The 20896-nt window shown below is 63.9% G+C and carries 18 protein-coding genes and 1 pseudogene; 10 read left to right on the top strand and 9 right to left on the bottom strand.

The window, feature by feature from the left end; genetic code table 11:
• The first annotated feature begins 11 nt into the window (after window positions 1-11).
• From HPY64_12315 to HPY64_12345, 7 genes are all read left to right on the top strand, one after another.
• Window positions 12-1325, top strand: a complete 1314-nt coding sequence (locus HPY64_12315) for an alpha-glucosidase/alpha-galactosidase (protein NPV67922.1) — start codon at window positions 12-14, stop codon at window positions 1323-1325.
• On the top strand, window positions 1279-2436 hold the full coding sequence (locus HPY64_12320; protein ID NPV67923.1) for a UDP-glucose--hexose-1-phosphate uridylyltransferase: 1158 nt from the start codon (window positions 1279-1281) through the stop codon (window positions 2434-2436). Before HPY64_12315 ends, HPY64_12320 begins: the two co-directional genes overlap by 47 nt.
• 49 nt (window positions 2437-2485) lie before the next feature.
• The gene (locus tag HPY64_12325) at window positions 2486-2950 is read left to right on the top strand and encodes a hypothetical protein (GenBank protein NPV67924.1); all 465 of its coding nucleotides are present in this window, start codon (window positions 2486-2488) and stop codon (window positions 2948-2950) included.
• The gene (locus HPY64_12330; protein NPV67925.1) at window positions 2940-3197 is read left to right on the top strand and encodes a hypothetical protein; all 258 of its coding nucleotides are present in this window, start codon (window positions 2940-2942) and stop codon (window positions 3195-3197) included. Before HPY64_12325 ends, HPY64_12330 begins: the two co-directional genes overlap by 11 nt.
• 128 nt (window positions 3198-3325) lie before the next feature.
• Window positions 3326-4525 (top strand): hypothetical protein, encoded by a 1200-nt coding sequence (locus HPY64_12335; protein ID NPV67926.1) that lies wholly within the window; start codon window positions 3326-3328, stop codon window positions 4523-4525.
• Window positions 4522-5340 (top strand): amino acid ABC transporter substrate-binding protein, encoded by an 819-nt coding sequence (locus HPY64_12340; protein NPV67927.1) that lies wholly within the window; start codon window positions 4522-4524, stop codon window positions 5338-5340. The genes HPY64_12335 and HPY64_12340 overlap by 4 nt, the downstream gene beginning before the upstream one ends.
• Before the next feature lie 19 nt (window positions 5341-5359).
• The gene (locus HPY64_12345; protein ID NPV67928.1) at window positions 5360-5728 is read left to right on the top strand and encodes a cupin domain-containing protein; all 369 of its coding nucleotides are present in this window, start codon (window positions 5360-5362) and stop codon (window positions 5726-5728) included.
• A gap of 44 nt (window positions 5729-5772) precedes the next feature.
• On the opposite strand, the gene HPY64_12350 is transcribed toward HPY64_12345, so the two are convergent.
• The 8 genes from HPY64_12350 to mutY form a co-directional block, all read right to left on the bottom strand.
• A complete protein-coding gene (locus HPY64_12350) occupies window positions 5773-7182 on the bottom strand; it encodes a hypothetical protein (GenBank protein NPV67929.1) in 1410 nt (469 codons plus the stop codon).
• Window positions 7175-7936, bottom strand: coding sequence for a ParA family protein (locus tag HPY64_12355; GenBank protein ID NPV67930.1), 762 nt, complete (start codon window positions 7934-7936; stop codon window positions 7175-7177). Before HPY64_12355 ends, HPY64_12350 begins: the two co-directional genes overlap by 8 nt.
• 65 nt (window positions 7937-8001) lie before the next feature.
• Window positions 8002-8448 (bottom strand): hypothetical protein, encoded by a 447-nt coding sequence (locus HPY64_12360; GenBank protein ID NPV67931.1) that lies wholly within the window; start codon window positions 8446-8448, stop codon window positions 8002-8004.
• Window positions 8449-8464: 16 nt separating this feature from the next.
• Window positions 8465-9247, bottom strand: coding sequence for an alpha/beta fold hydrolase (locus HPY64_12365; GenBank protein ID NPV67932.1), 783 nt, complete (start codon window positions 9245-9247; stop codon window positions 8465-8467).
• 8 nt (window positions 9248-9255) lie between these two features.
• Window positions 9256-10434 carry a glycosyltransferase gene (locus HPY64_12370; protein NPV67933.1) on the bottom strand — a complete coding sequence of 393 codons (1179 nt, stop codon included), beginning with the start codon at window positions 10432-10434 and terminating at the stop codon, window positions 9256-9258.
• Window positions 10435-10446: 12 nt separating this feature from the next.
• Window positions 10447-11667: a hypothetical protein gene (locus HPY64_12375; GenBank protein NPV67934.1), complete on the bottom strand. Its 1221-nt coding sequence runs from the start codon at window positions 11665-11667 to the stop codon at window positions 10447-10449.
• On the bottom strand, window positions 11660-12376 hold the full coding sequence (locus HPY64_12380; GenBank protein ID NPV67935.1) for an HAD family hydrolase: 717 nt from the start codon (window positions 12374-12376) through the stop codon (window positions 11660-11662). The genes HPY64_12375 and HPY64_12380 overlap by 8 nt, the downstream gene beginning before the upstream one ends.
• Window positions 12377-12403: 27 nt before the next feature.
• A complete protein-coding gene (gene mutY / locus HPY64_12385; protein ID NPV67936.1) occupies window positions 12404-13486 on the bottom strand; it encodes an A/G-specific adenine glycosylase in 1083 nt (360 codons plus the stop codon).
• A 595-nt stretch (window positions 13487-14081) separates the two neighbouring features.
• On the opposite strand from mutY, the gene HPY64_12390 reads away from it, so the two are divergent.
• From HPY64_12390 to HPY64_12400, 3 genes and pseudogenes are all read left to right on the top strand, one after another.
• A complete protein-coding gene (locus HPY64_12390; protein NPV67937.1) occupies window positions 14082-14837 on the top strand; it encodes a TVP38/TMEM64 family protein in 756 nt (251 codons plus the stop codon).
• Between the two features lie 32 nt (window positions 14838-14869).
• Entirely contained in the window at window positions 14870-15802 is a 933-nt protein-coding gene (gene lipA / locus HPY64_12395; GenBank protein ID NPV67938.1) for a lipoyl synthase, read from the top strand.
• Window positions 15803-17672: 1870 nt separating this feature from the next.
• Window positions 17673-19745 (top strand): annotated as a pseudogene (locus HPY64_12400) (DNA translocase FtsK).
• A gap of 691 nt (window positions 19746-20436) precedes the next feature.
• On the opposite strand, the gene HPY64_12405 reads toward HPY64_12400, so the two are convergent.
• Window positions 20437-20896, bottom strand: a 460-nt coding sequence (locus HPY64_12405; protein NPV67939.1) for a hypothetical protein, incomplete at its 5' end; no start/stop codon positions are given.

Here is a 20896-nt window from a genome sequence, read left to right on the forward strand (position 1 = left end):
GGAGTGACAGAATGCCAAAGATCACCTTCATTGGCGCTGGCAGCACGGTCTTTGCCAAAAATCTGATGGGCGATATCCTGAGCTTTCCGGAACTGGCCGGGTCGACCATCACCCTGCATGACATTGACCCTGACCGCCTGCACACGTCTGAGATTGTCGGGCATAAAGTGGTGGAGGCGCTCAAGGTCCCCGCGACCATTGAAGCTACCACCGATCGCCGGCGTGCGCTGGACGGCGCCGATTACGTCATCAGCATGTTCCAGGTCGCCGGTTACAAGCCCGGCACGGTGATTGACTTTGAAGTGCCCAAGAAATACGGGCTGCGCCAGACCATCGCCGACACGCTGGGCGTTGGCGGGATCATGCGCGGCCTGCGCACCATCCCAGTCTTCCTGGAAATGTGCCGGGACATGGAGGAACTATGCCCGGATGTTATCCACTTGAACTATGTCAACCCGATGGCGATCCTGTGCTGGGCGCTCAACCGCGCCACGCGGGTCAAAACGGTCGGGCTGTGCCATAGCGTCCAGGGAACCGCCGGGCAGCTCGCCCGCGACATCGGCGTGCCGATCAAAGAGATCAACTACCTCTGCGCGGGCATCAACCACATGGCGTTCTACCTGCGTTTTGAGCGCCGCCTGCCGGACGGAAGGGTTGAAAACCTCTACCCGCGCATCCGCCAGGTTATCGAGGAAGGCCGTGTTCCGGCCTGGAACCGGGTGCGTTACGAGATGTTTAAGCGGCTGGGCTACTTTGTCACCGAGTCCAGCGAGCACTTCAGTGAGTACACGCCCTGGTTCATCAAGCGCGACCGTCCCGACCTGATCGAGAAGTTCAATATCCCGCTGGACGAATACATCGCCCGCTGCGAGGCGCAGATCGCCGGCTGGGAGGGGTTACGCGCCGCGCTGGAAGATCGGAATGAACCATTGCACGTCGAACGGTCGCATGAGTATGGCTCCTATATTATCCACAGCATCGAAACCGGTCAGCCAAGCGTCATCTATGGCAACGTCATGAATGAGGGCCTGATCGACAATCTGCCGCGTGAGTGCTGTGTAGAAGTACCCTGCCTGGTCGACAAGAATGGCATACAGCCCACCCGGGTCGGACGCCTGCCCGCTCACCTGGCCGCCCTCATCCAGACCAACATCAATGTGCAGGCGCTGACCGTCGAGGCGGCCCTGACCGGCAAGCGCGAGCATATCTATCACGCGGCCATGCTTGATCCACATACCGCCGCCGAGCTTGATCTGGAGCAAATCTGGAACCTGGTCGATGACCTCATTGAGGCTCATGGCGACTGGCTACCGGCGTATCACTAGATTTGTCATGCCTACGCGCATGACTCCGACCACCACCACAGAGGACAAACTGGACGTGTCTGGCATCAGCTTTGATCCTACCGAACATCCGCATCGCCGTTTCAACCCACTGACAGGAGAATGGATTCTCGTCTCGCCTCACCGCACCAAGCGCCCCTGGCTTGGCCAGGTCGAACGGCCACCTCAGGAGGAACGCCCGGCCTACGATCCGGGGTGTTACCTGTGCCCCGGCAACGAACGGGCTGGCGGCGCGCGTAACCCCCGTTACGAAAGCACGTTCGTCTTCACCAACGACTTCGCCGCCCTGCTCCCCGATACACCCGACACCGGCGAAACCACCCATCCTCTCCTGCGGGCCGAAGCGGTCCGCGGCACCTGCCGTGTGATCTGCTTCTCGCCGCGCCATGACCTGACCCTGCCGGAGATGGGGCTGAGCGAAATCCGCACCGTGATTGACATCTGGGCGGGGCAAACCGCCGAGCTGGGCCGGGAATACCGCTGGGTGCAGGTCTTCGAGAACAAAGGCGCGATCATGGGCGCCTCCAACCCGCACCCGCATGGCCAGGTCTGGGCTGGTAGCGCCTTGCCCAATGAACCCGCCAAGGAAAATCGCCAGCAACGCGACTACTACACCCGCCACGGTACACCGCTGCTGCTGGATTACGCTGCTGCCGAAGCAGAACAACAGCAGCGTATCGTGGTCGACAACGACGACTGGCTGGCCGTGGTGCCCTACTGGGCGATCTGGCCATACGAGACATTGCTACTGCCGCGCCGCCGTCACATCCGCCGCCTGTCAGAATTGACCGACTCCGAGCGCGACGCGCTGGCCGTCATCCTCAAGCGCCTGCTGACGCGCTATGACAACCTGTTCGAGGTCTCCTTCCCCTACTCAATGGGCTGGCATGGCGCACCGTTTGACAGTGAGGATGGCGATCACTGGCAATTGCACGCGCACTTCTACCCACCGCTATTGCGCTCCGCCACCATCAAGAAGTTCATGGTTGGCTACGAGATGCTGGCCGAAGCCCAGCGCGACCTGACGGCTGAACAGGCCGCCGAGCGCTTACGCACCCTGCCGGAAGTGCATTACCGGGCACAGCGGATTTGAGCCTGCCGGGAAGTATGGTAGAATGCAGCCTGCTTGAGGACGTGTTTGTATGCGCCAGACAGGAACGCCGCCGGTCATGACCCTCCCAACGCCTGAAAAGCGACATCGCCGTGAGGTCTATACTGCCATCGTTCTCCCGGCGGCCGGCGCCCTGTTGCTGCTTGTCGTGTTGCTGGCGCTGGCTATTGGCCTGCTCAACCCGCTGCAGTTCGGGATGGTCGCTGACCTGATGGCGATCATGTTCGTCCTGGTCCCCTGGGCCATCATCTGCCTGATCCCGACCCTGATCCTGATGGCCGCCGCGCTGGGTTTCTGGGGCATGCATGGGAACATCGCGCGTCCGCTGGCCCGGTTGCGGCAGGGAATCATCGGGCAACTTGCTGTCATCAGGCGGGAAGTGCCGCGGGTGAGCGAGCCAGTCATTGCGCTGCAGCATCGTCTGGCTTACTGGGAGCGGTTGTTGAACGTGCCGCGTGCGCGCAGAGGCGAGGAGAAGCGATCCAATGACCGTTAAGCAAAACACATCCACCGAGCGGGTGACGCCCGCCACTGGCGGCCTGAGCTGGAAGGCCAGCGCCTACCTGATCGGTGCGCTGATCGGGCTGTTTCTGGGTATACTGACCGCTTATCTGTACGTCCGCGCCTCCGAAGAGAGCGCCAGCAAAGGGCCGACCAAGATCAAGACTGGCGACGCCATGAAACTTTCGCTGGCGCTGCTGACGCTCATCCGCCAGATCACGGAGATCGGCAGCAAGTCCTGAGCGGTGCCTGCCATGAGTATGCGTAATCGGGTGTCCTGACACCGTCCAGACACCCGATTTTCGTTTGGCCCCGCCTGTTCTGCCGGAGCGGAAATCCGGGGCGCAGGTCGGCTGAGGAGTGATGGGCGATGATGTTCTCGCCGCGAATCTGGGGGGAGTTACGTCTGGCTGGCCTGCCCTGGCGGGTCTGGCGAGCGCTGTTCTTCCGCCTGGCGCTGGTCGCTCTCCTGCTAGCCTTCCTTCGCCCTGCCGCCCCGCGCGCCATCCTGGGACCGCTACAGACCGTGCAGACCACCCAGCCGCTGCTCTGCATGCATACTCGACTGATCGATGAAGTGGAGGAATGGAAGATCCAGCGATCGCTCCAGTTCGTGCGGGAACTGGGCGCGGATACCATCGTTGAGTTCTTCCCCTGGGCTTATATCGAGCCGCAGCCGGGTGACTTTCACTGGGAACAGGCCGATCGCATCATCCGCCACGCCCGCAACCAGGGCCTGCAGGTCATCGCCCGCCTGGGTTACGTGCCCGCCTGGGCACGTCCGGAGACGGAAACTGGCGGGCTGGCGGCGCTGGATGCCGGACGTGGCGCAGACACTACGCTCAACTACCTGGACGAAGCGCACTACCCGGACTTCGCCCGTTATGTCGCCGCTTTTGCTGCGCGGTACGCTGGCTCGGTAGGTTACCTGATCATCTGGAACGAGCCGAACCTGGCCTTTGAGTGGGGCTACCGGATGGTCAGCCCGGCTGGATACGTGGCCCTGCTACAGCAGGCCTACGCCGCCGCCAAAGCCGCCAGCCCGACGGTCGTGGTGCTGGCCGCCCCCCTGGCCCCGACTCTGGAACCGGACGGCAGCCCCTGGGGCCTGAACGATCTGATCTACCTGGAGCGGATGTACCAGGCCGGGGCTGCGCCCTACTTCGACGCCCTGGCCGTCCACACCTACGGCTTTACCTTCCCACCGGAGGCTGAGCCGGGGCCGGAAATTCTCAACTTTCGGCGCATTGAGTTGATCCGGGCTATCATGGAAGCCCATGGCGATGCTGGCAAGCCGATTTACGTCACCGAATCCGGTTGGAACGACCACCCGCGCTGGACCAAGGCCGTGCGTCCCCTGCAGCGCATCCAGTACACCATCGACAGTTACGAGTGGGCAGAGGCGAACATGCCTTATGTGGAGAAGCTGTGCCAGTGGGTGCTGCGCTACCCTGCCCCGACCCGTAGCTACCCGGACAACTTCACCTTTCTCACGCCGGATTTCCGCCCGCGCCCGATCTACGAGTACGTGCAGGCCTACGCCCAGGGCCGGGAGATCGCCCTGCCATGAGCGCCCGGCGACGATTCCCGCTGTCCCGCTGGCCGGTGCTCGGCCTGGCAGTGCTGGCGCTGGCAGGCACCCTGTTCTTCGGGCGGCCAGTACTGCGCTGGGTCTGGGTGACTTTCATCCGCCCACCGGCGGAGAAACCCATGCTGCCCTACGGCGAACTGCGCGTCGGAGTAGACGCCAGTTACCCCCCATTTGCGGTTGATACCGGAGGCGGCCAACTCATCGGACTGGATATCGACCTCGCCCGTGCCGTCGCCGATAGGCTTGACGTGCCGCTGCGCTTCATCAACATGGGCTATGACGGCCTGTATGATGCGCTGCGGGCTGACCAGGCCGACGCGCTCTTTTCTGCCCTGCGCGTTGACCCGCTGCGCCTGCACGAAGCCCGCTACACAATCCCCTATTTTGATGCTGGGCAGGTGCTGGTTCGGCGACCTGATAGCAGCATTGACTCGCTGAAGGACATGGATGGTCGCCGCCTGGCGGTTGAGTTCGGCACGGAGGGCGATCTGGAGGCCCGCCGTTGGGAGCGACGCCTGCACACGCTCAACATCCTGGTCTACGAAACGGCTGCCGCGGCGCTGGACGCCGTCCGCGCCAGAGAAGCGGATGCTGCGCTGGTCGATGCCGTATCCGCCCGGCTGTGGCTGCGCGATCACGATGGACTGGCTCTGGCCACGGCGTACGTCACTTCTGATCCGTATGCGGTTGCCGTACAGGTCGGGAACGTCAAACTGTGGGAGGCGATCAACGCGGCACTGGCGGCGCTGGCTGAAGACGGGACGCTGGATAGCATTATCGCCCACTGGCTGTGAACTGCTGGAGGCACATACGATGACCCACATCAGGCATAAAAACGACTGTTCGCCGCTGGTCAGCCCGCACGGTGAGATCGTCTATGAACTGTTGGGACGCGCCGCTGGCGGCGCGCAACAGCATAGTCTGGCCTGCATTGAACTGCCGCCGGGCAAAGCCTCCCGCCCGCATGTTCATCCGCAAGCTGAGGAAAGCTATTACATCCTGGAGGGCACGGCGCGTCTGGTCATCGACGGTAAGACCAGCACCCTGACGCCCGGCCAGTGTGTCGCCATTGCACCCGGCAGCGTTCACCAGATCTTCAACGACGGTCCGGCCACCCTTCACTTCCTGGCTGTCTGCGCCCCGGCCTGGACGCCCGACAACAGCGTCTATCTGGACGAGTAACCGTATCGCCCTGCACTGTTGGCGTTTACCATGAGGTGGACTGTTCAGTCGCCGCCACCTGGCTCCGGCGGCTTCTCTGGCATGGCTGGCCGGGTAGGTTGCTCATCTTCCGCCTGGCCAGCGCCACGCAACAGGCGGGCCAGCAGACGCAGCACAACGTTCTGGTTGTACCCGGCGACCACGCACAGCACCCATAACAGGAACGGGTACTGCCCAACCACCTCCGGCTGCACCTGTTCCAGAGCGCCCAGGCCGACAGTGGAGACAATCCCCGCGCCAAAGACCAGTGTCATCAACAGGCCCATCACCCCGCCGATGACCGGATTCATGATGTACCAGGACAGATGGGCCGGATCGAAGTCGTGCAACTGCACGGTGTGCTTGTTCAGGGTGAAATATGCCCTCAGAATGGCTCCCAGCACTCCGAACAGCGCCGGATGGTACACGACGCTGACGACCTGCATCCCCAGCCCGGCCCCGAATGATCTGGAGACAACCGGCTCCAGGAGCATCAGAATCGCCCACAGCACCAGCACCAGAATCAGGTAGAGCAACAGCCGGGGCTTGTAGCGCCGGATATCTGCCTCGATCTGCTCGTCGCGGGCCAGGTCAACCTGCAGGCGGGTGATCATCGCCCGCACATCGTCATAGTTGGCGCGGTCCTGTAGCAACAACGCGCTGGCCTGCAGCAATTCCCGCTGGTAAGTGTCCGCGCGCGCGGGTAAGCCCTTCAGACGCTGCGGCAGCGCCGCCTGCAACCGCTCGATGTCCTGCCACAACGCCTCAAGACGTTCGTCGGTCACAAAACGCGCCAGCAATTCCTGGCTGGGAACAATCTCGCGTTCCGCGGCAAACAACTCACCGGACTGTGGACGGGGCCTGCCGCCTGCCGGAGCCAGTTCTCCCGCGTCGATCCGGGCATCCTGCGGCTGGATGACAATCCCGGCCCTGCTGAGATCATCCAGCACGAATGGCTGGCGGGCGATTTGCAGCTGGCCGCCTGCCGCAGCTGCGTCTTCCGCGGCAGGAGCAGGCTCGCCTTCCGGCAGGATTGTTTCCGGCTCCTCCGGTACCAGGGCCTCAACCTCTGGCGGCGGAACATAACCTTCAGATCGCAGCGACCTTGCACCTGCTGTGGTTTCCACCCAGGGGATCGCTTCCAACTCCGGTTCCACCACGACCGCCAGCCGCTGCGGCGGAACCTCCTCGCCTGGCGGTACGATGGGAGCAGGTGGCGGCGAACCGCGTAGCTTGGCCAGCTCCGGCGCAGCCGCCAGTTCCAGCGCGGGCGCGGCCTCAGCGCCTGGCGAGGCTTCCGGAGTCGCCGGTGCCAGCAGCTCGGCTGGCTGCACCGCTGGCGGAGGGGGTTGCCCACGCAGGATTTCCCATCCTCGACCCCGCAGGGAAGCCCGCCGCCCCGGTGTCAATTTCGGACTGATCGTCTGGTCATTCATGAGCCATGATCTCCCCGGCCAGAGCGCGGTAAGCCTGCGCCGCAGGATCATCGGGAGCGTAGGTTAGCACCGACTGGCCGACAACCGGCGCTTCAATGACCGCTTCACTATCGGGAATGACCGTCTGGAACGTCTCCCGGGGGAATACCGTCCGGATTTCCTCAAGCGCCTCGCGGGCGTGGAGCGAATCCGGGCGGTACATGGTCACCAGTACACCCGCCAGGTTCAGCGCCGGGTTGAGACGCTTGCGGACATGGCCAAGGGTATCCAGCAGAGCACGCACGCCCCGCATGGCCAGATATTGCGCCTGCACGGTGATCAGCACTTCATCGGCGGCGATCAGCGCGTTAGCCGTCAGGATGCCCAGGCTTGGCGGCGTGTCGATGATCACATAGTCAAATGGCAACGTGGAGCGTCCAAGCGCTTCCCGCAGACGGAAGACAGCGCTCTGGCCGGTGCCCAGCCGCGACTCCAGGGCTGCCAGTTCCAGGCTGGCCGGGATGACCGCCAGCCCATCGGAGGCGTGCAGCGTCACCTGAGCAGGCGTAACCTCCTGCCGGGTCAGCAAGGCATACATACCACGCCGTTCAGCGTACGGGTCAATGCCCAGCGACGCCGTCAAACCCGCCTGCGGATCTAGGTCAAGCAGCAGCACCCGGCGCCCTTGCTCCGCCAGCGCCGCCCCCAGATTGACCGCGACCGCGGTCTTGCCTACCCCGCCTTTCTGGTTGGCCACCACCAGTTTCCGGACCATAAGCTCCCACCCGAATCGCAGTCAGCCTTACAGGGGATTATAGAGTCAGCCCCCGGCGGGCACAATCAGCCGCCTGGCGAATCACTGTCCTCATCGGGAGCCTGTTGCACGCCACCCTCATCCAGGCTGGTGACAGACAGGCGGCCCACAAAATCGTCCAGGTGCACACTGCCCGGCGTCAGATGAAAGACCAAGTAAGCATCCGGCGGCACGATCAGCGTCAGATCGGCAGAAGCCAGCGCCCCGACCAGCGGGCGACGTTTGAGCACAACATAGATCCCGGCCTCATCCCGTTCGGTCACCCATTCCCAGCCGAACGCCTGGCGCAGTTCGCCCACGATCTGCACATGAGGCTGTAGCGTTCGCCGTACTGTCACCCGGCTATGATCCGCCCGGATATAGACGGTGACCGGCCCCCTGACTTCGTAGGCGGCCACCCGTCGCTGATGGGCCACACGGGGCAACGCCCGCAACGTTGACAGCAGTTCCAGCGCCAGTTCCAGTTTCCGCATGGCAATCGATTTCCCCTCAGAACAGCCTGCCGGGCGCCAGCGAACGCGCCCTCAACCAGCGCAGGATGGCCCCGGCGACCGCCTCCGGCTGCTCCAGCGTGAGCATGTGCCCGCCGCCCGCTACAGCGATCAGTTCCGCGTTGGGCAGTCCCTTCGCCAGCGCCTCGCTGAGCGCCAGCGGTACAATGCAATCAGCCGTCCCGCCGATCACCAGCACAGGGGCGGTGATGCGGCCCAGGGCAGCGCGGACGTCAAACTGCGCACAGGCCGCCAGATCAGCCCGCAGGACGTCCGGTTCGACCGCTGCCAGGCGGGTCAGGCCACGCTGGCGTAGCGCCGCCGGAGCAGTCTCCGCCCACATCCGGGCCTGTAACGCCGTTGCCATCCCCTCGCCACCAGACGCGAGCCAGAGGTCCGGAGCGATCGGCAGGTGCGCGCCTGTCGCGATGAGCACCAGGCCGGCCACCCGTCTGGAATCTTCCAGCGCCATGTGCAGGGCCACCGCCCCGCCCATGCTGTGCCCCACAACCACCGCAACAGGCAGCGCCAGAGCGTCCAGCAAAGCGAACATATCGGCGGCATGCGCCGCAATCGATCGGCGCACCGGCGCTGTGCTGCGCCCGTGCCCGGCCAGGTCGGGGATCAGTCGTGTCGGGCCAGAAAGGCGGCGCAGGGCAGCGGGCCAATCCAGGTGGGAGCCGCCCGCGCCATGCAGGAGCAGCAATGGCGGATGTGCGGTAGCCGACCCTTCATGGCGGGCATACCAGAGTTCTCCATCCGCCAGGACAAGTCGCGGCATGACCTGGCTTACCCCCGCTGCAGACGCTGATACACGGCCGTCATCGCCGCTGCAACCCGTTCCCAGGTAAAACGGTCAGCCACCAGCGCCTGTGCGGCGCGGCCCATAGACTCCCGCTGCGCCGGGTCAGCCAGCACCGGGCCGAGTGCAGCGGCAATGGCAGCAGCTTCTAGCGGCTCCAGCCGCACTCCGGCTCCGGCCTGGATTACTTCCGGCAGGTGGCATTCATCGCTAATGGCCACCGGCAGCCCGGCGACCATCGCCTCCAGCACGACCATCGGCAGCCCCTCTCCTACCGCCGGGAGGGCCAGCACCGTAGCATCGGCCAGGGCAGCCAGCTTATCAACACCGGTCAGCAGGCCAGTGAATACCACCCGATCAGCTACACGGCGTTGCTGTACCAGCGCCTGCAGACCTGCCAGTTCTCCTTCATCCGGCCCGACTACCGCCAGCCACGCCTGCGGTAACAGAGCCAGCATTTCTACCAGCAGATGCACCCCTTTGCGCCTGTGCAACCGGCCCATGAAAAGCACCAGCGGCGCCTGCGATGGTATCCGCCAGCGCTCCCGGAAGCTGCCAGCGGGCGGCAGAACGGCGAATTCCGCTGCGTCTACGCCATTCGGGATGACGCTCACCGCGCCATCTGGCAAAGCAAGTCCAAACTGCTGCCACAGCGCGCGCGCCTCGGCGGCTTCATCCGCCGTTAACGCGGCCACGTGATCGATTCGTCGGGCGCTCCAGCGCCCGGCCAGGGCATCCCAACCACGCTTGATCCAGCGTCGCCCGGCGCCATAGCCCAGCGTGCCATGTGGACTCAGCACCACCGGCGGGCTGCCGTGTCTGGCCAGCATCAGCGCCCACAGATTCTCAACTGTCCGAAACTCATGAAGGTGCAGGATGTCGGTATCAGCCAGAATCGACCGCAACACAGCGCCCATCCCCACTGGCGAGGATAGGTTAAGCTTCCGCAATACCGGCAAGAGGTTGCGGCAACGCAGCACCCGCACGCCATCCAGCATCTCCTCGCGCACCGGCAGGCGTTGCCCGCGGTCCCCGGCGTCGGTGGTCAGCACAGTTACGGCGTGTCCCTGAGCAGCCAGCGCCCCCGCCAGGCCATGCACTGCCCGTACAACACCGCCAAACCCCCACGCCGGCGCATAATAGGGGACAAGATGCAGAACCCGCATAGCCAGCGGCGATCAGCGCCGCCCCCTCCGCAGCAGTTCCCCCAGCGCGGCGCGGCCCGAATAACCGTTAACCAGCCCGACGTACTGCCGCCCACCCACCCGCACTTCAGTGATCCAGGCGGGCAGCATCATCTGGCGCACCCACAGATCGCGCACCATGGTACGGCCAGCCGCCGCCCGGCGCCGCAGGGCGTTGAGCATCCGGGCGTGGGCTTCCTGCCCGGCCACCGGCAGGGAGACGCCCGGCAGTACCGTGAACACGAGCGTATCATCCCGGATCTCCAGCGGGCATGGTTCCGCATTAGCCAACGGGACGCTCGTCAGCAATTGCAGGAGCGGCACTTCCAGCTGGCGGACGCCATAGACCACCAGATCAGTGAAGGACTGGGTGAGAGTCTCCGTTTCCGCCTCGCCGCTTGTCTCGATGACACCCAGCCCCTCAAACAGCCAGATGGGCAACAACACCGGTCGCAGCGGGGCGATCTCCCGCCTACCCTGCAACAGGCGCAGCACACCGCCGACTTCCACCGCTTCCAGGGCGGCCATTGCGCGCGTTTCATCCACCTGGAACGGGAGATAGGTATCAGGAAACGGCGTCCCGACCTCGATCACCTCGAAAACGCTCTGCATGCAGATCGGGCACGGCGTCTCCGGCGGCATGCCAACCGGCAGGAGACTAACCGCCTCGCAGGTCAGACAGTGGCGGGCCGCCTGGCCATCAGGCCAGGGGCGCTCCGGATAAACCCGGTTGATCTCCAGGGTGGGCAGGCGTTCCTCGGTCATCCCGTAACCGCAGAAAATACAGACCATGTTGCCGGTGCGCTCGTCAGGGCGCAGCACCGCACCGCAGCTGGGGCAGCGGTCAGACGGGATAGCGGTCCCTGTAGCGGGCGCTTCCTCCACGGCCATAGAAGGCCCGGCTGCCGGCGCGCTGGCAGCGGCCGGTGGTTGCGCTGGCTGCTGAGCGGCAAGCTGCCGGTCGATCTGGTCAAGCACCTGCCGGGCCTGGGCATGGTTCGGAGCGATAGTCAGCGCCTTCTGCAGCAACAGGCGGCGTTTGTGCAAATCGCGGGTAGTTGCTGTCAGGTACAACCAGGCATCCACATTGCCAGGGTCCAGTTCAGTGACCCTGACCAGGCACTCCCGCGCCAGCCGGACATCGCCAGCACGCAGCGCAGCAACGCCCCGTTCCAGCCACAGCGCGGCCTCCTGTTTTTGCCCTTGGTCAGCCATCTCCGCCCTCCCCGAACAGGATCGCCTCTACGGCCCGGCGATCGGCCAGATCCTCCAGGATCGCATAGGGTTTTTCCCGTGCCACTTCCTCGCGGCTGGCCGGACCGGTCAATACGGCCAGCGCCCGCCCCCTCACCGAACGCGCACAGATGACATCATTGGCGGTATCCCCGACAATCACGATCCGCTCCGGCGGGAAGTCCCGCCCCCAGTAGGCCCGCGCCCGGCTCAATGCCAGCGGCGGCAGGGCATTCCGATCCACGGCTTCGTGTCCATAGGCACCAACCGGGAAGTGCGCCGGGTCAAACCCGGCCGCCCGCAACTTGATCGGCACCGACAGCGCCATATTCCCGGTCACCAGGCCCAGTCGCGCCCGTGGATCAGCGGCCAGAGCTTCAACCAGCGCCAGCGAACCGGGCAGCGCTCGCACCCGGTAACGGGGGATGATGGCCTGCAAATGGCGCGCCAGCGCCTCAGCGAATGCCGGTACACTGGCCGCTACCTCAGCCGGGCTATAGCCCGCCGGCAACAACACCTGTTCCAGAATACGCCAATCCGTCGACCCGGCGAAGCTGATCCCGTCCATCGCATGTGACAGATGGAACAGTTCGGCCAGCGCCAGTTCAAAGGCGGCGCGACCTGCGCTGTCAGAGGCCAGCAGCGTGCCGTCGATGTCAAAGAGCACCAGCGTTGGGCGCTGTTCGTTCATCCAGCTTTACCTTCCATGAGCCGGTCATCACAGCAACCGCCCGGCCTGCGCCTGCAGCGCGGCGATGATCTGCCGGTCCGCCTTACCAAACGCATAATCAGCCATCTCCTCCAGCGTCACCCAGGCAAAATCCGCCACCCCCAGCGGGCGCGGTTCCCCGGCGATATGGCGGCAATGATAGGCGTCGAGCGTGATGCGGAAGTGTGTGAAGGCGTGCCGGACCCGCACCAGAAACTCGCCTACTTCCACGATGATGCCCAGCTCTTCCTTCAGTTCGCGCACCAGCGTTTCCGGCAGGGTCTCACCATCTTCCTGCTTGCCGCCGGGAAACTCCCACAACCCACCCAGCAGACCGCCGGGCCGCCGCCGGGCGATCAGAAAGCGATCTTGCTCCACCCCGGAGATGACCCCTGCCGCCACATTGTAGTGCGGGATCGCGGCGCGGCGGCTCTTTACCGGACGCTGATCCTGTACGCCAGCCCGGTAAGCCTGACAATGGTGTTGCAACGGGCACTGACCACACACAGGACGGCGCGACCGGCAGATCACGCGGCCCAGTTCCATCAATGCCTCGTTGTACGGACCGGCTTCTCCCGGCGGCACCAGCGACCCGGCCAGTTGCCACAACCGCTCCACCGTGGCAGGTTGCGCGACATCATCAGTGATATTGTACAACCGTGTCAGAATGCGGATCACATTCCCATCAAGGACAGGCACATCCTCACCATAGGCCAGACTGGCAATAGCACCGGCGGTATAGCGGCCAATCCCCGGCAGCGTTTGCAGGTCGTGGGCCGTGCGCGGCAATACACCGCCCCAGCGGGCCATCACCTCCTGCGCGGCGCGATGCAGGCTGCGCGCCCGCCCGTAGTAGCCCAGCCCCTCCCACAGCTTCAACACATCGTCCAGCGGCGCGGCAGCCAGGGCCTCCACTGTAGGAAAACGTGCCACAAAACGCTCGAAGTAGCCGATCACGGTCTGCACCTGCGTCTGCTGGAGCATAATCTCCGAAACCCAGACCGTGTACGGATCGCGCACACGCCGCCAGGGGAGGTCCACCCCATTAGCGCGAAACCAGCGCAACAGATCAGCAGAAAAAGGATTCATCATCAGCCCCACCGGGCAGAGCAGCCAGAGCCGCGATCACCGACCATCGGCCATCAGCACGCGGCCACCTACCTCGAATTGTACCGATTGTGACACGGGCGACAAACTGCCCCCGGCGCATCCATCGCCACGATTCACCAAGTGCAACCATGCTACATTGCTGGTGTCCCATTCATCCGGTCCGCCGGGCTTGCCTGCTCGAATCCCCCCAAAGCCATGACAGGGTGGGCTAAATCTGCTATGCTTGCAAGCTAGAAGCGCTTCTTTACACCGGCATGGCTTCGGAGGAAGCCGCGCCGCTGGATGGAGCAGAGATCGATGGCCGAGCCTAAACCCGAAATCCGCTTCAAGACACCGGTGGCACTGGAGCTTCAGCCGGGAACGGACTGGTTTTGCCGCTATGGCAAGTCCCAGGATCAGGTGACGGCTCCCACCGCAAGGAAGGGCTTTTCAGCCCTCTGGAGTTCACCTTCGAGCGCCAGCAGCGGGTCAAGCTGTGTCGCTGTAAGCACACCCCACCTTACTGCGACAAAACGCACCTGACACTGGACTGACGCAGCGCTGATCCACAGGATGCACGCGTCCGCCGGGGAATCCCATGGTCAAACCGGTACAACCGCCTGAGCCAGCCCCTGAACAACCGCAACAGGTGCGCTGGCGTCTTATCGCGATGGCCGTCTATGTAGCGGTTTCCATCGCCCTGTACTTCATCCTGGCCCCGGCCATCGCCGATCAACAACGGCTGCAGAGCAGTATTGAGGCAGCGGGAGCCTGGGGCGTGCTGATCTATGTCGGCCTGTACTGCGCCCAGATGTTTGTTCCGTGGCTGCCGGGCGCGCCCCTGGACATCATCGGCGGGGCGACCTTCGGCTTCTGGGAGACTAACCTCCTCTCCACCCTCTCAGCGTCGGGCAGCGGGCTGATCATCTACCTGATCGTCCGCCGCCTGAGCCTGGAGGAGATCGTCCGGCGTTTTCCTAACCTGCTGGATGCCCCCTGGCGCCTGGTCAAACTGATCAAGCGACAGCCCTGGTCGCTGGTTGCTGTCAACATGCTGACCGGCGACGTGGCCTATTTTGTCGCCGGTTCGGCTGGGGTATCGTTGCCCTTTACCCTGCTCCTGCTCGGTGTGATGCGCATTCCTAGCGTCATGGTTGGCTCGGCCCTCGGCGCGGGCATTATTTCTAATGTTGTTCAGCAAAAACTCGATATAATGGTAGCCATTGCCTCCGTGGTCACCATTGTCGGGCTGTCGATCGGCTTTGCCATCGCCCGCAAGTTGTTGCCCGGCTGGTTGCACCGGCTGGAACAGGCAGCCAACGATTCCGCCGGGCGGCCCTCCGGTGACCAGTAACATCTGCATGGGAGAAATGCGTGTCTTCCAAGATCGACATCAACAACATCACTGATCCCGCCGCAGACGATGAAACCCGGCCAAAGCGCCGCCCTCCCTGGATCAAGGTGCGCGCGCCTTCCGGCGAAAACTACGAGATGGTGCGCCATTTGATGCGCAGCAAGGCGCTGAACACCGTCTGCGAAGAGGCGCTATGCCCGAACATCGGGGAATGCTGGGGGGCGGGCACATCAACCTTCCTGATGCTGGGGGATACCTGTACCCGTTCCTGCGGCTTTTGCGACATTAAAACCGGGCGCCCGGCGGCCATTGACTGGCAGGAACCCAACCGTATCGCCGAGGCCGTCCACCGGATGAACCTCCGCCACGTGGTCATCACCAGTGTCAACCGGGATGAGCGCAAAGACGGCGGTGCGCCGATCTTCGCCATGGTCATCCGCCGCATCCGCCAGGTGCACCCCGGCTGCAGCATTGAAGTCCTCATCCCTGACTTCAAGGGCAATGAAGAAGCCCTGAAGATCGTCATGGACACCCAGCCGGAGATTCTCAACCACAACGTGGAAACCGTGCCGCGCTTGTTCCGCAAGGTTCAGCCACAGGATCGCTACGAGTGGGCACGTGCGACGCTCTGCAACGCCCGCGCCATGGACCCGCTGGTCCTGACCAAGAGCGGGATCATGGTCGGGCTGGGCGAGACCTTTGACGAGGTGGTCGAGGTGATGCGCGACCTCGTCTCCTGGGGAGTTAGCATCCTGACAATCGGCCAGTATCTACAGCCCAGCCGCGAGCACCTACCCATCGAGCGCTACTACACCCCGGAAGAATTCGACCGATTCAAGCAGATCGGTTACGAACTGGGTTTCAAGTGGGTAGAAAGCGGCCCGTTAGTGCGCTCTTCGTACCGCGCTGCCGAGCAGGTGCGTGAACTCAGCAAACTGGACTACATCCACCTGCGGGAAGCCTGACTGCCCCCAATCACCCGAACAGGTTTTCTACCAGCAGCCCTGCGTCACTTCCCCTAGACGCAGGGCTGTGGTATAAATGGAATATGTTGTTTCACGTTACTGTCCATCCCTCGCAGGGCCAGTGGACTTCCGGCGGCTCTGCGCACCGCCTTCCCGGGACGCCGTCAGCCGATTTGCAGGTCTGAGGATTTACTGATAGACAAAGTTCATGAGCGACAAACACCCCCCACTCTGGAACATCCGTTCGTCGGATGAAGATGACTATCCAGCCACGGGCCGCTCCACCCCTGGTTCATCGTCGCCGTTTTACCACAGCGATGATGACGAGGTCGATGAGGATGCCTACCTGGACGACGAGGAAGAAGCGGAAGAGCAGGATTCTTCGCCTCGCAGCAGGACGACCTATGGCAGCGGCGCTTACGGGAGTGGCGCGAATGCTTACGGCAGTAGCTCGCGCTACAGTGCCAGCGGGTATGGCGGCTCCCAGGATAGCGCCCGTTCATCGTCGTCCTACAGCAGCGGCTCGTCCTCCTATCGCCCCGGTGGATCAGCAGGCTACAGCGGTAGCGGCTACACGCCGCCCGGCGGACGGCGCGACCAGGAGCCAACCAGCAGCAAGCCCAGCGGTTTGTTCAACCGCTTCGGAGGCGGCAAGGAGACATCCAGACAACCCTCCCCCACCCCCAAGAAGACCGGCTCAGGCCCCGGCCTAGGCGACCGCCTCAGCGGCGGGCTGAAGGCGCTGCGCCGCAAGCTCCCCGGTGGCGACCGCCCTTCCTCCGGCAGCAGCCGCGCCAGCGTCACGCGCACGATCGGCTCGCCACCCGGAAGCCAGAAACAGGGGAGCAGCGGACGCAAAGAAGGCGGAGGGCGTTTCAAGTTCTCGTTGCCTTTTGGCCTTGGCGGCGAGAAAAAAGCGGGCCGGTCAGGCCAGCCTTCCGCGCCCAAAGAACTCAAGAAATCCCGCCCGCTGCCTTCGACCAGCAAGCGCCCGCGCATCAAGAACGAAGGGTTGTCCCTGGATCGCAAGCTGGACCTGGCCGGTTGGGCCATGATCGTGCTGGCCGGGATCATCTTCTTTGGCGCCATCAGCGCCAATCAGGGCGATCTCAGCCGCACCCTGCTGCGCATCGTCTACCAGCTGGTGGGCATCGGCTGGATCGCGGTGCCGTTCAGCCTCGCTGCGACCGGAATCTGGCTGGTCTGGCGGCACTTCGGGGAAAGTGTGCCGGAAATTGACTACGTGCATATGGTCGGTTGGGGCATCACCTACCTGGCTGCCCTGACCACGTTCCACTTTGTCCACCTGTTGAACGTCTCAGTATTCACCGTCGACCAGCTGCAAACGCTGGCGGAAGAAGCGGCACAGCTCGGCTATGGCGGCGGCTGGATCGGCGCCCAGATTTACCTCCTGCTCATGCGCAGTCTGGGGGATATCGGCACCTTCATCGCCCTGGTCGGCTGGTGGGGCGTCGGCATCCTCGTGGCCACCGATTTGAGCGTGGCCGGAATCATTCGCTTCGTCAGCCGGACATGGCGCAATGCGGTGCTGCGCTACCAGAATCGGCGCGCCCGGCAGACTTCCTCCAGATGGGTTACTCCCCTGCGGGCCAGGGCCGGGCAGTTTGACGAGTTGCCCGGCGGGGCTGCGACTATCCTGGAGGCCGGCGAAGCGCGTCACGCCCTGCCCGCGGCAGAAAGCCTGCCGCTCCGGACCGGCGGACAGCCGCGACGTCCCGGTGATCTGGCAACGGTCGACGCTTCTGCTTCCGGAACGGCAAGAGCAGCGCGGCCCGTCAGTGCGACTGCGGCGACTGGCCCGCTGCCAGCAGAACTTGTACCTGAAGAGCCAGTAACGCTACAGTACGGCATGGGGCCGGTGCGTATCCGCCGGCCACAGTATGACCGTCGCTCTGGCTCGCCAGCCAGCAACTTCGCTGACAGCCCGCCGGATGAGATTGGCGATGCCCCTGCTGCGACACTCCATACTGCCTCATCGTCGCTCGAAAGTGAACCCAGACCTGCAGTGCCGCCCGCCGTCAGACTGCCACGCCCTGTGACCAGCGCGCAAGATATCTCGCGGAGCCTGCGGGTCATCGCCCCGCCGCCGGTGGAACGTCCGGCAGTGAGCGTGCCGCCGGTCAGCCCGCCTCGGCCTGTCGGCGGAGATAGCCCGGCTGCTGACGAGAGCGGCGTTGCCAGCGCCAATTCCGGCAGCGGGCATCCCTCCAAGGCCGAACCGGCTACCGCGACCGTTTCCTCTCCGGAGCCACATACCAAGGAAGAACAGACGGGCCAGCCAGCCGATGCTCATGATGATGCATCGCCTGTTGAGGATTTGCCCCCGGCTCAACCGCGCAGCGCCGCCCGGCGAGTACTCCGCCCACTGCGTCCGTCCAGCGATGCCAGGCTTGCATTTGAGCGAATCACCTCCATACCAGGCAACAAGTCGCCGGCCAGTGAAGAGCCGGACGAGTCGGTAGAGGATGCACCTGACTACGAAGACTTGCCCGATACCGATCTCCTGCCAACTGATGGCGATTTGCCGGTGATCGAGATCGATGACCCTGTTGAGGCGGTGACGCCAGCGCCGCCAGCCGCCACCGAATCGCCCGCGTCCACCCTGCCAGCACCACGCTCAACAGCCAGCTTTGCTCAGCGTCCGGTGCCTCCGGCGGTACGTCCTTCACCGCCGTCTGTTGCCCCGGCTCGCCAGCCCGTCACCATGTCCAGGCCAGCCCCACCCGACGACCTGGAACACAGCACGAAATTGCCCGATCCGCCTCGAACCACCGCGTGGCAGTTGCCCGACTTCCGCCAGATTCTCGACCCGGCCACTGAGCAGCACATCAACGACGAGGTCTTGCTGGAACGTGCCCGGATCATCGAAGATACGCTGGCCAGTTTCGGTGCACCGGGCAAGGTCGTCGAAGTCAATCCCGGCCCGGTCATCACCCAGTTTGGCGTGGAGCCGGATTACATTGAGTCGCGTGGCGGCAGGCGCACCCGCGTCAAGGTGCAGGCCATCGCCCGCCTGGCGGACGATCTGGCGCTTTCGTTGGCGGCGCGCTCGATCCGTATTGAAGCGCCCGTGCCCGGCAAAGGGTTCGTCGGGATCGAGGTACCCAATTCCGAAACGTCGCTGGTCAGCCTGCGCGACATTATGGAGAGCCAGGAACTCAACCGGATCGATTCCACGCTGCGCATTGGCCTGGGCCAGAGCGTCGACGGCACGCCCGTCGCCGCCGATCTGACGGCTATGCCGCACCTGCTGATCGCGGGGACCACCGGCTCCGGCAAGTCAGTTTGCGTCAACGCCATCATTGCCTGCCTGCTCTTCCAGAACACCCCTGACGACCTGCGTATGATCATGGTGGACCCCAAGCGTGTCGAACTGACCGGCTACAACGGCATCCCCCACCTGGTCGCCCCGGTCGTGGTCGAACTGGAGCGCATCGTCGGTGTGCTCAAATGGGTCACGCGGGAGATGGATGACCGCTACCGCAAGTTCAACGAGCGCGGGGCGCGCAATATTGTCGCCTATAACAAGATGCTCAAGCCGGGTGAAAAGCGCCTGCCGTACCTGGTGGTCATCGTAGACGAACTGGCTGATCTGATGATGCTGGCCCCTGACGAAACTGAGCGCGTCCTGACCCGCCTGGCGCAGATGTCGCGCGCCACCGGCATCCACCTGATCATCAGCACCCAGCGGCCTTCAGTCGATGTTGTCACCGGTCTGATCAAGGCCAACTTCCCGGCGCGAATCGCTTTTGCCGTCGCTTCGTCGGTAGATAGCCGTGTGATCCTGGATCAGCCTGGCGCGGAACGCCTGCTGGGTCGCGGCGATATGCTGTTCCAGGCCCCGGATGCTGCCGCGCCCGTCCGCCTGCAGGGCGTCTTTGTCTCCGATGCGGAGCTGACTCGCCTGGTCAACCACTGGAAGGGTATCCGCACCCCGGAGAGCACCGCCGAGCCTGCCGGGCGTCCCGCACCAGCGCCGCGCATCACCAGCGCGACCTTCGCCACGCCTGAACGGGAAAACCCGCCCGCGCGGTCTTCCCCACAGCGCGAGAGCCACACCCCCCTGGCCAGTCACCCGTCTTCAGCCGCCTTCTGGGAGGTTGATGTCTCGACCGCTGGTGCGCGCCCCCGCAACGCCGATGACATTGATGACATGTACGATCAGGCCGTGGAGGTTGTCCGCCGCCTGAAGAAAGCCTCTGTGTCGCTGTTGCAGCGCCAGTTGCGCATCGGTTATACCCGTGCCGCCCGCTTGATCGACGTCATGGAAGAGCGCGGCGTGGTCGGCCCGGCCCAGAGCGGCAGCAAGCCGCGCAAGGTCATCGGCTACTCTGATGACGACGTTGACCTTGAAGAGAACGAGGAAGCGGATGACGCCGATTCGCCAGCCGGGAGCCGTCTCGTCCCTGACAGCGTCACCGAAGCTGACGATCGCTATACTGCTGAGGATGAACTCGAATACGAAGACCTTGATGAGTTGGATGGGGGCTATGACGAGGAGGACGACATCTGATCTGTCGCCTGCCTGACCCCGCTGAACAGTCCTCTGACCAGAACACAAACCGCCGCCATGAAGCTCCTGGCGGCGGTTTTGTCTGGTCACGTGGGAATGTTCAGGGCATAGAAACCCATAATCCCCGGACGAAGTAGTGACGGCTCTCCAGCCGGGCCGGATCGTGCAGGTTGTAGTGCAGCCGCCAGACCGGATAGCCGTTCTCCACGCGCACGGGCCGGACAACCTGGCCGTTCTCGATCAGGCGCAGCACCGGCTCGCAGTTGTTGTAGTTGCCCGCGTTCGGGCAGATCTCAATGCGCAATTCAGCCTGGTAATGTTCCGGGAAGTGCTGGTTGAACAGCAGGCGGACGTGGCTGTAGGGCAACTCCTGCAGGTTGCGACCCGGTGAATCCAGACCGCGGTAACCGGTACTTACGCTACCATCAATACCGATCTCGCCGCCAAGCGGGTCGCCATAACGCACCAGACTGGTGCAAAACGTGGCAAAGCACAGCAGTTGCGGCAGCTGGTACTTGAGATCGTCGGCAAATGGCAGACTCAGATACTCCGACTCAGTC

It is taken from the genome of Anaerolineae bacterium (assembly GCA_013178165.1).
In the GTDB taxonomy this organism is placed as follows: Bacteria; Chloroflexota; Anaerolineae; order Aggregatilineales; family Ch27; genus Ch27.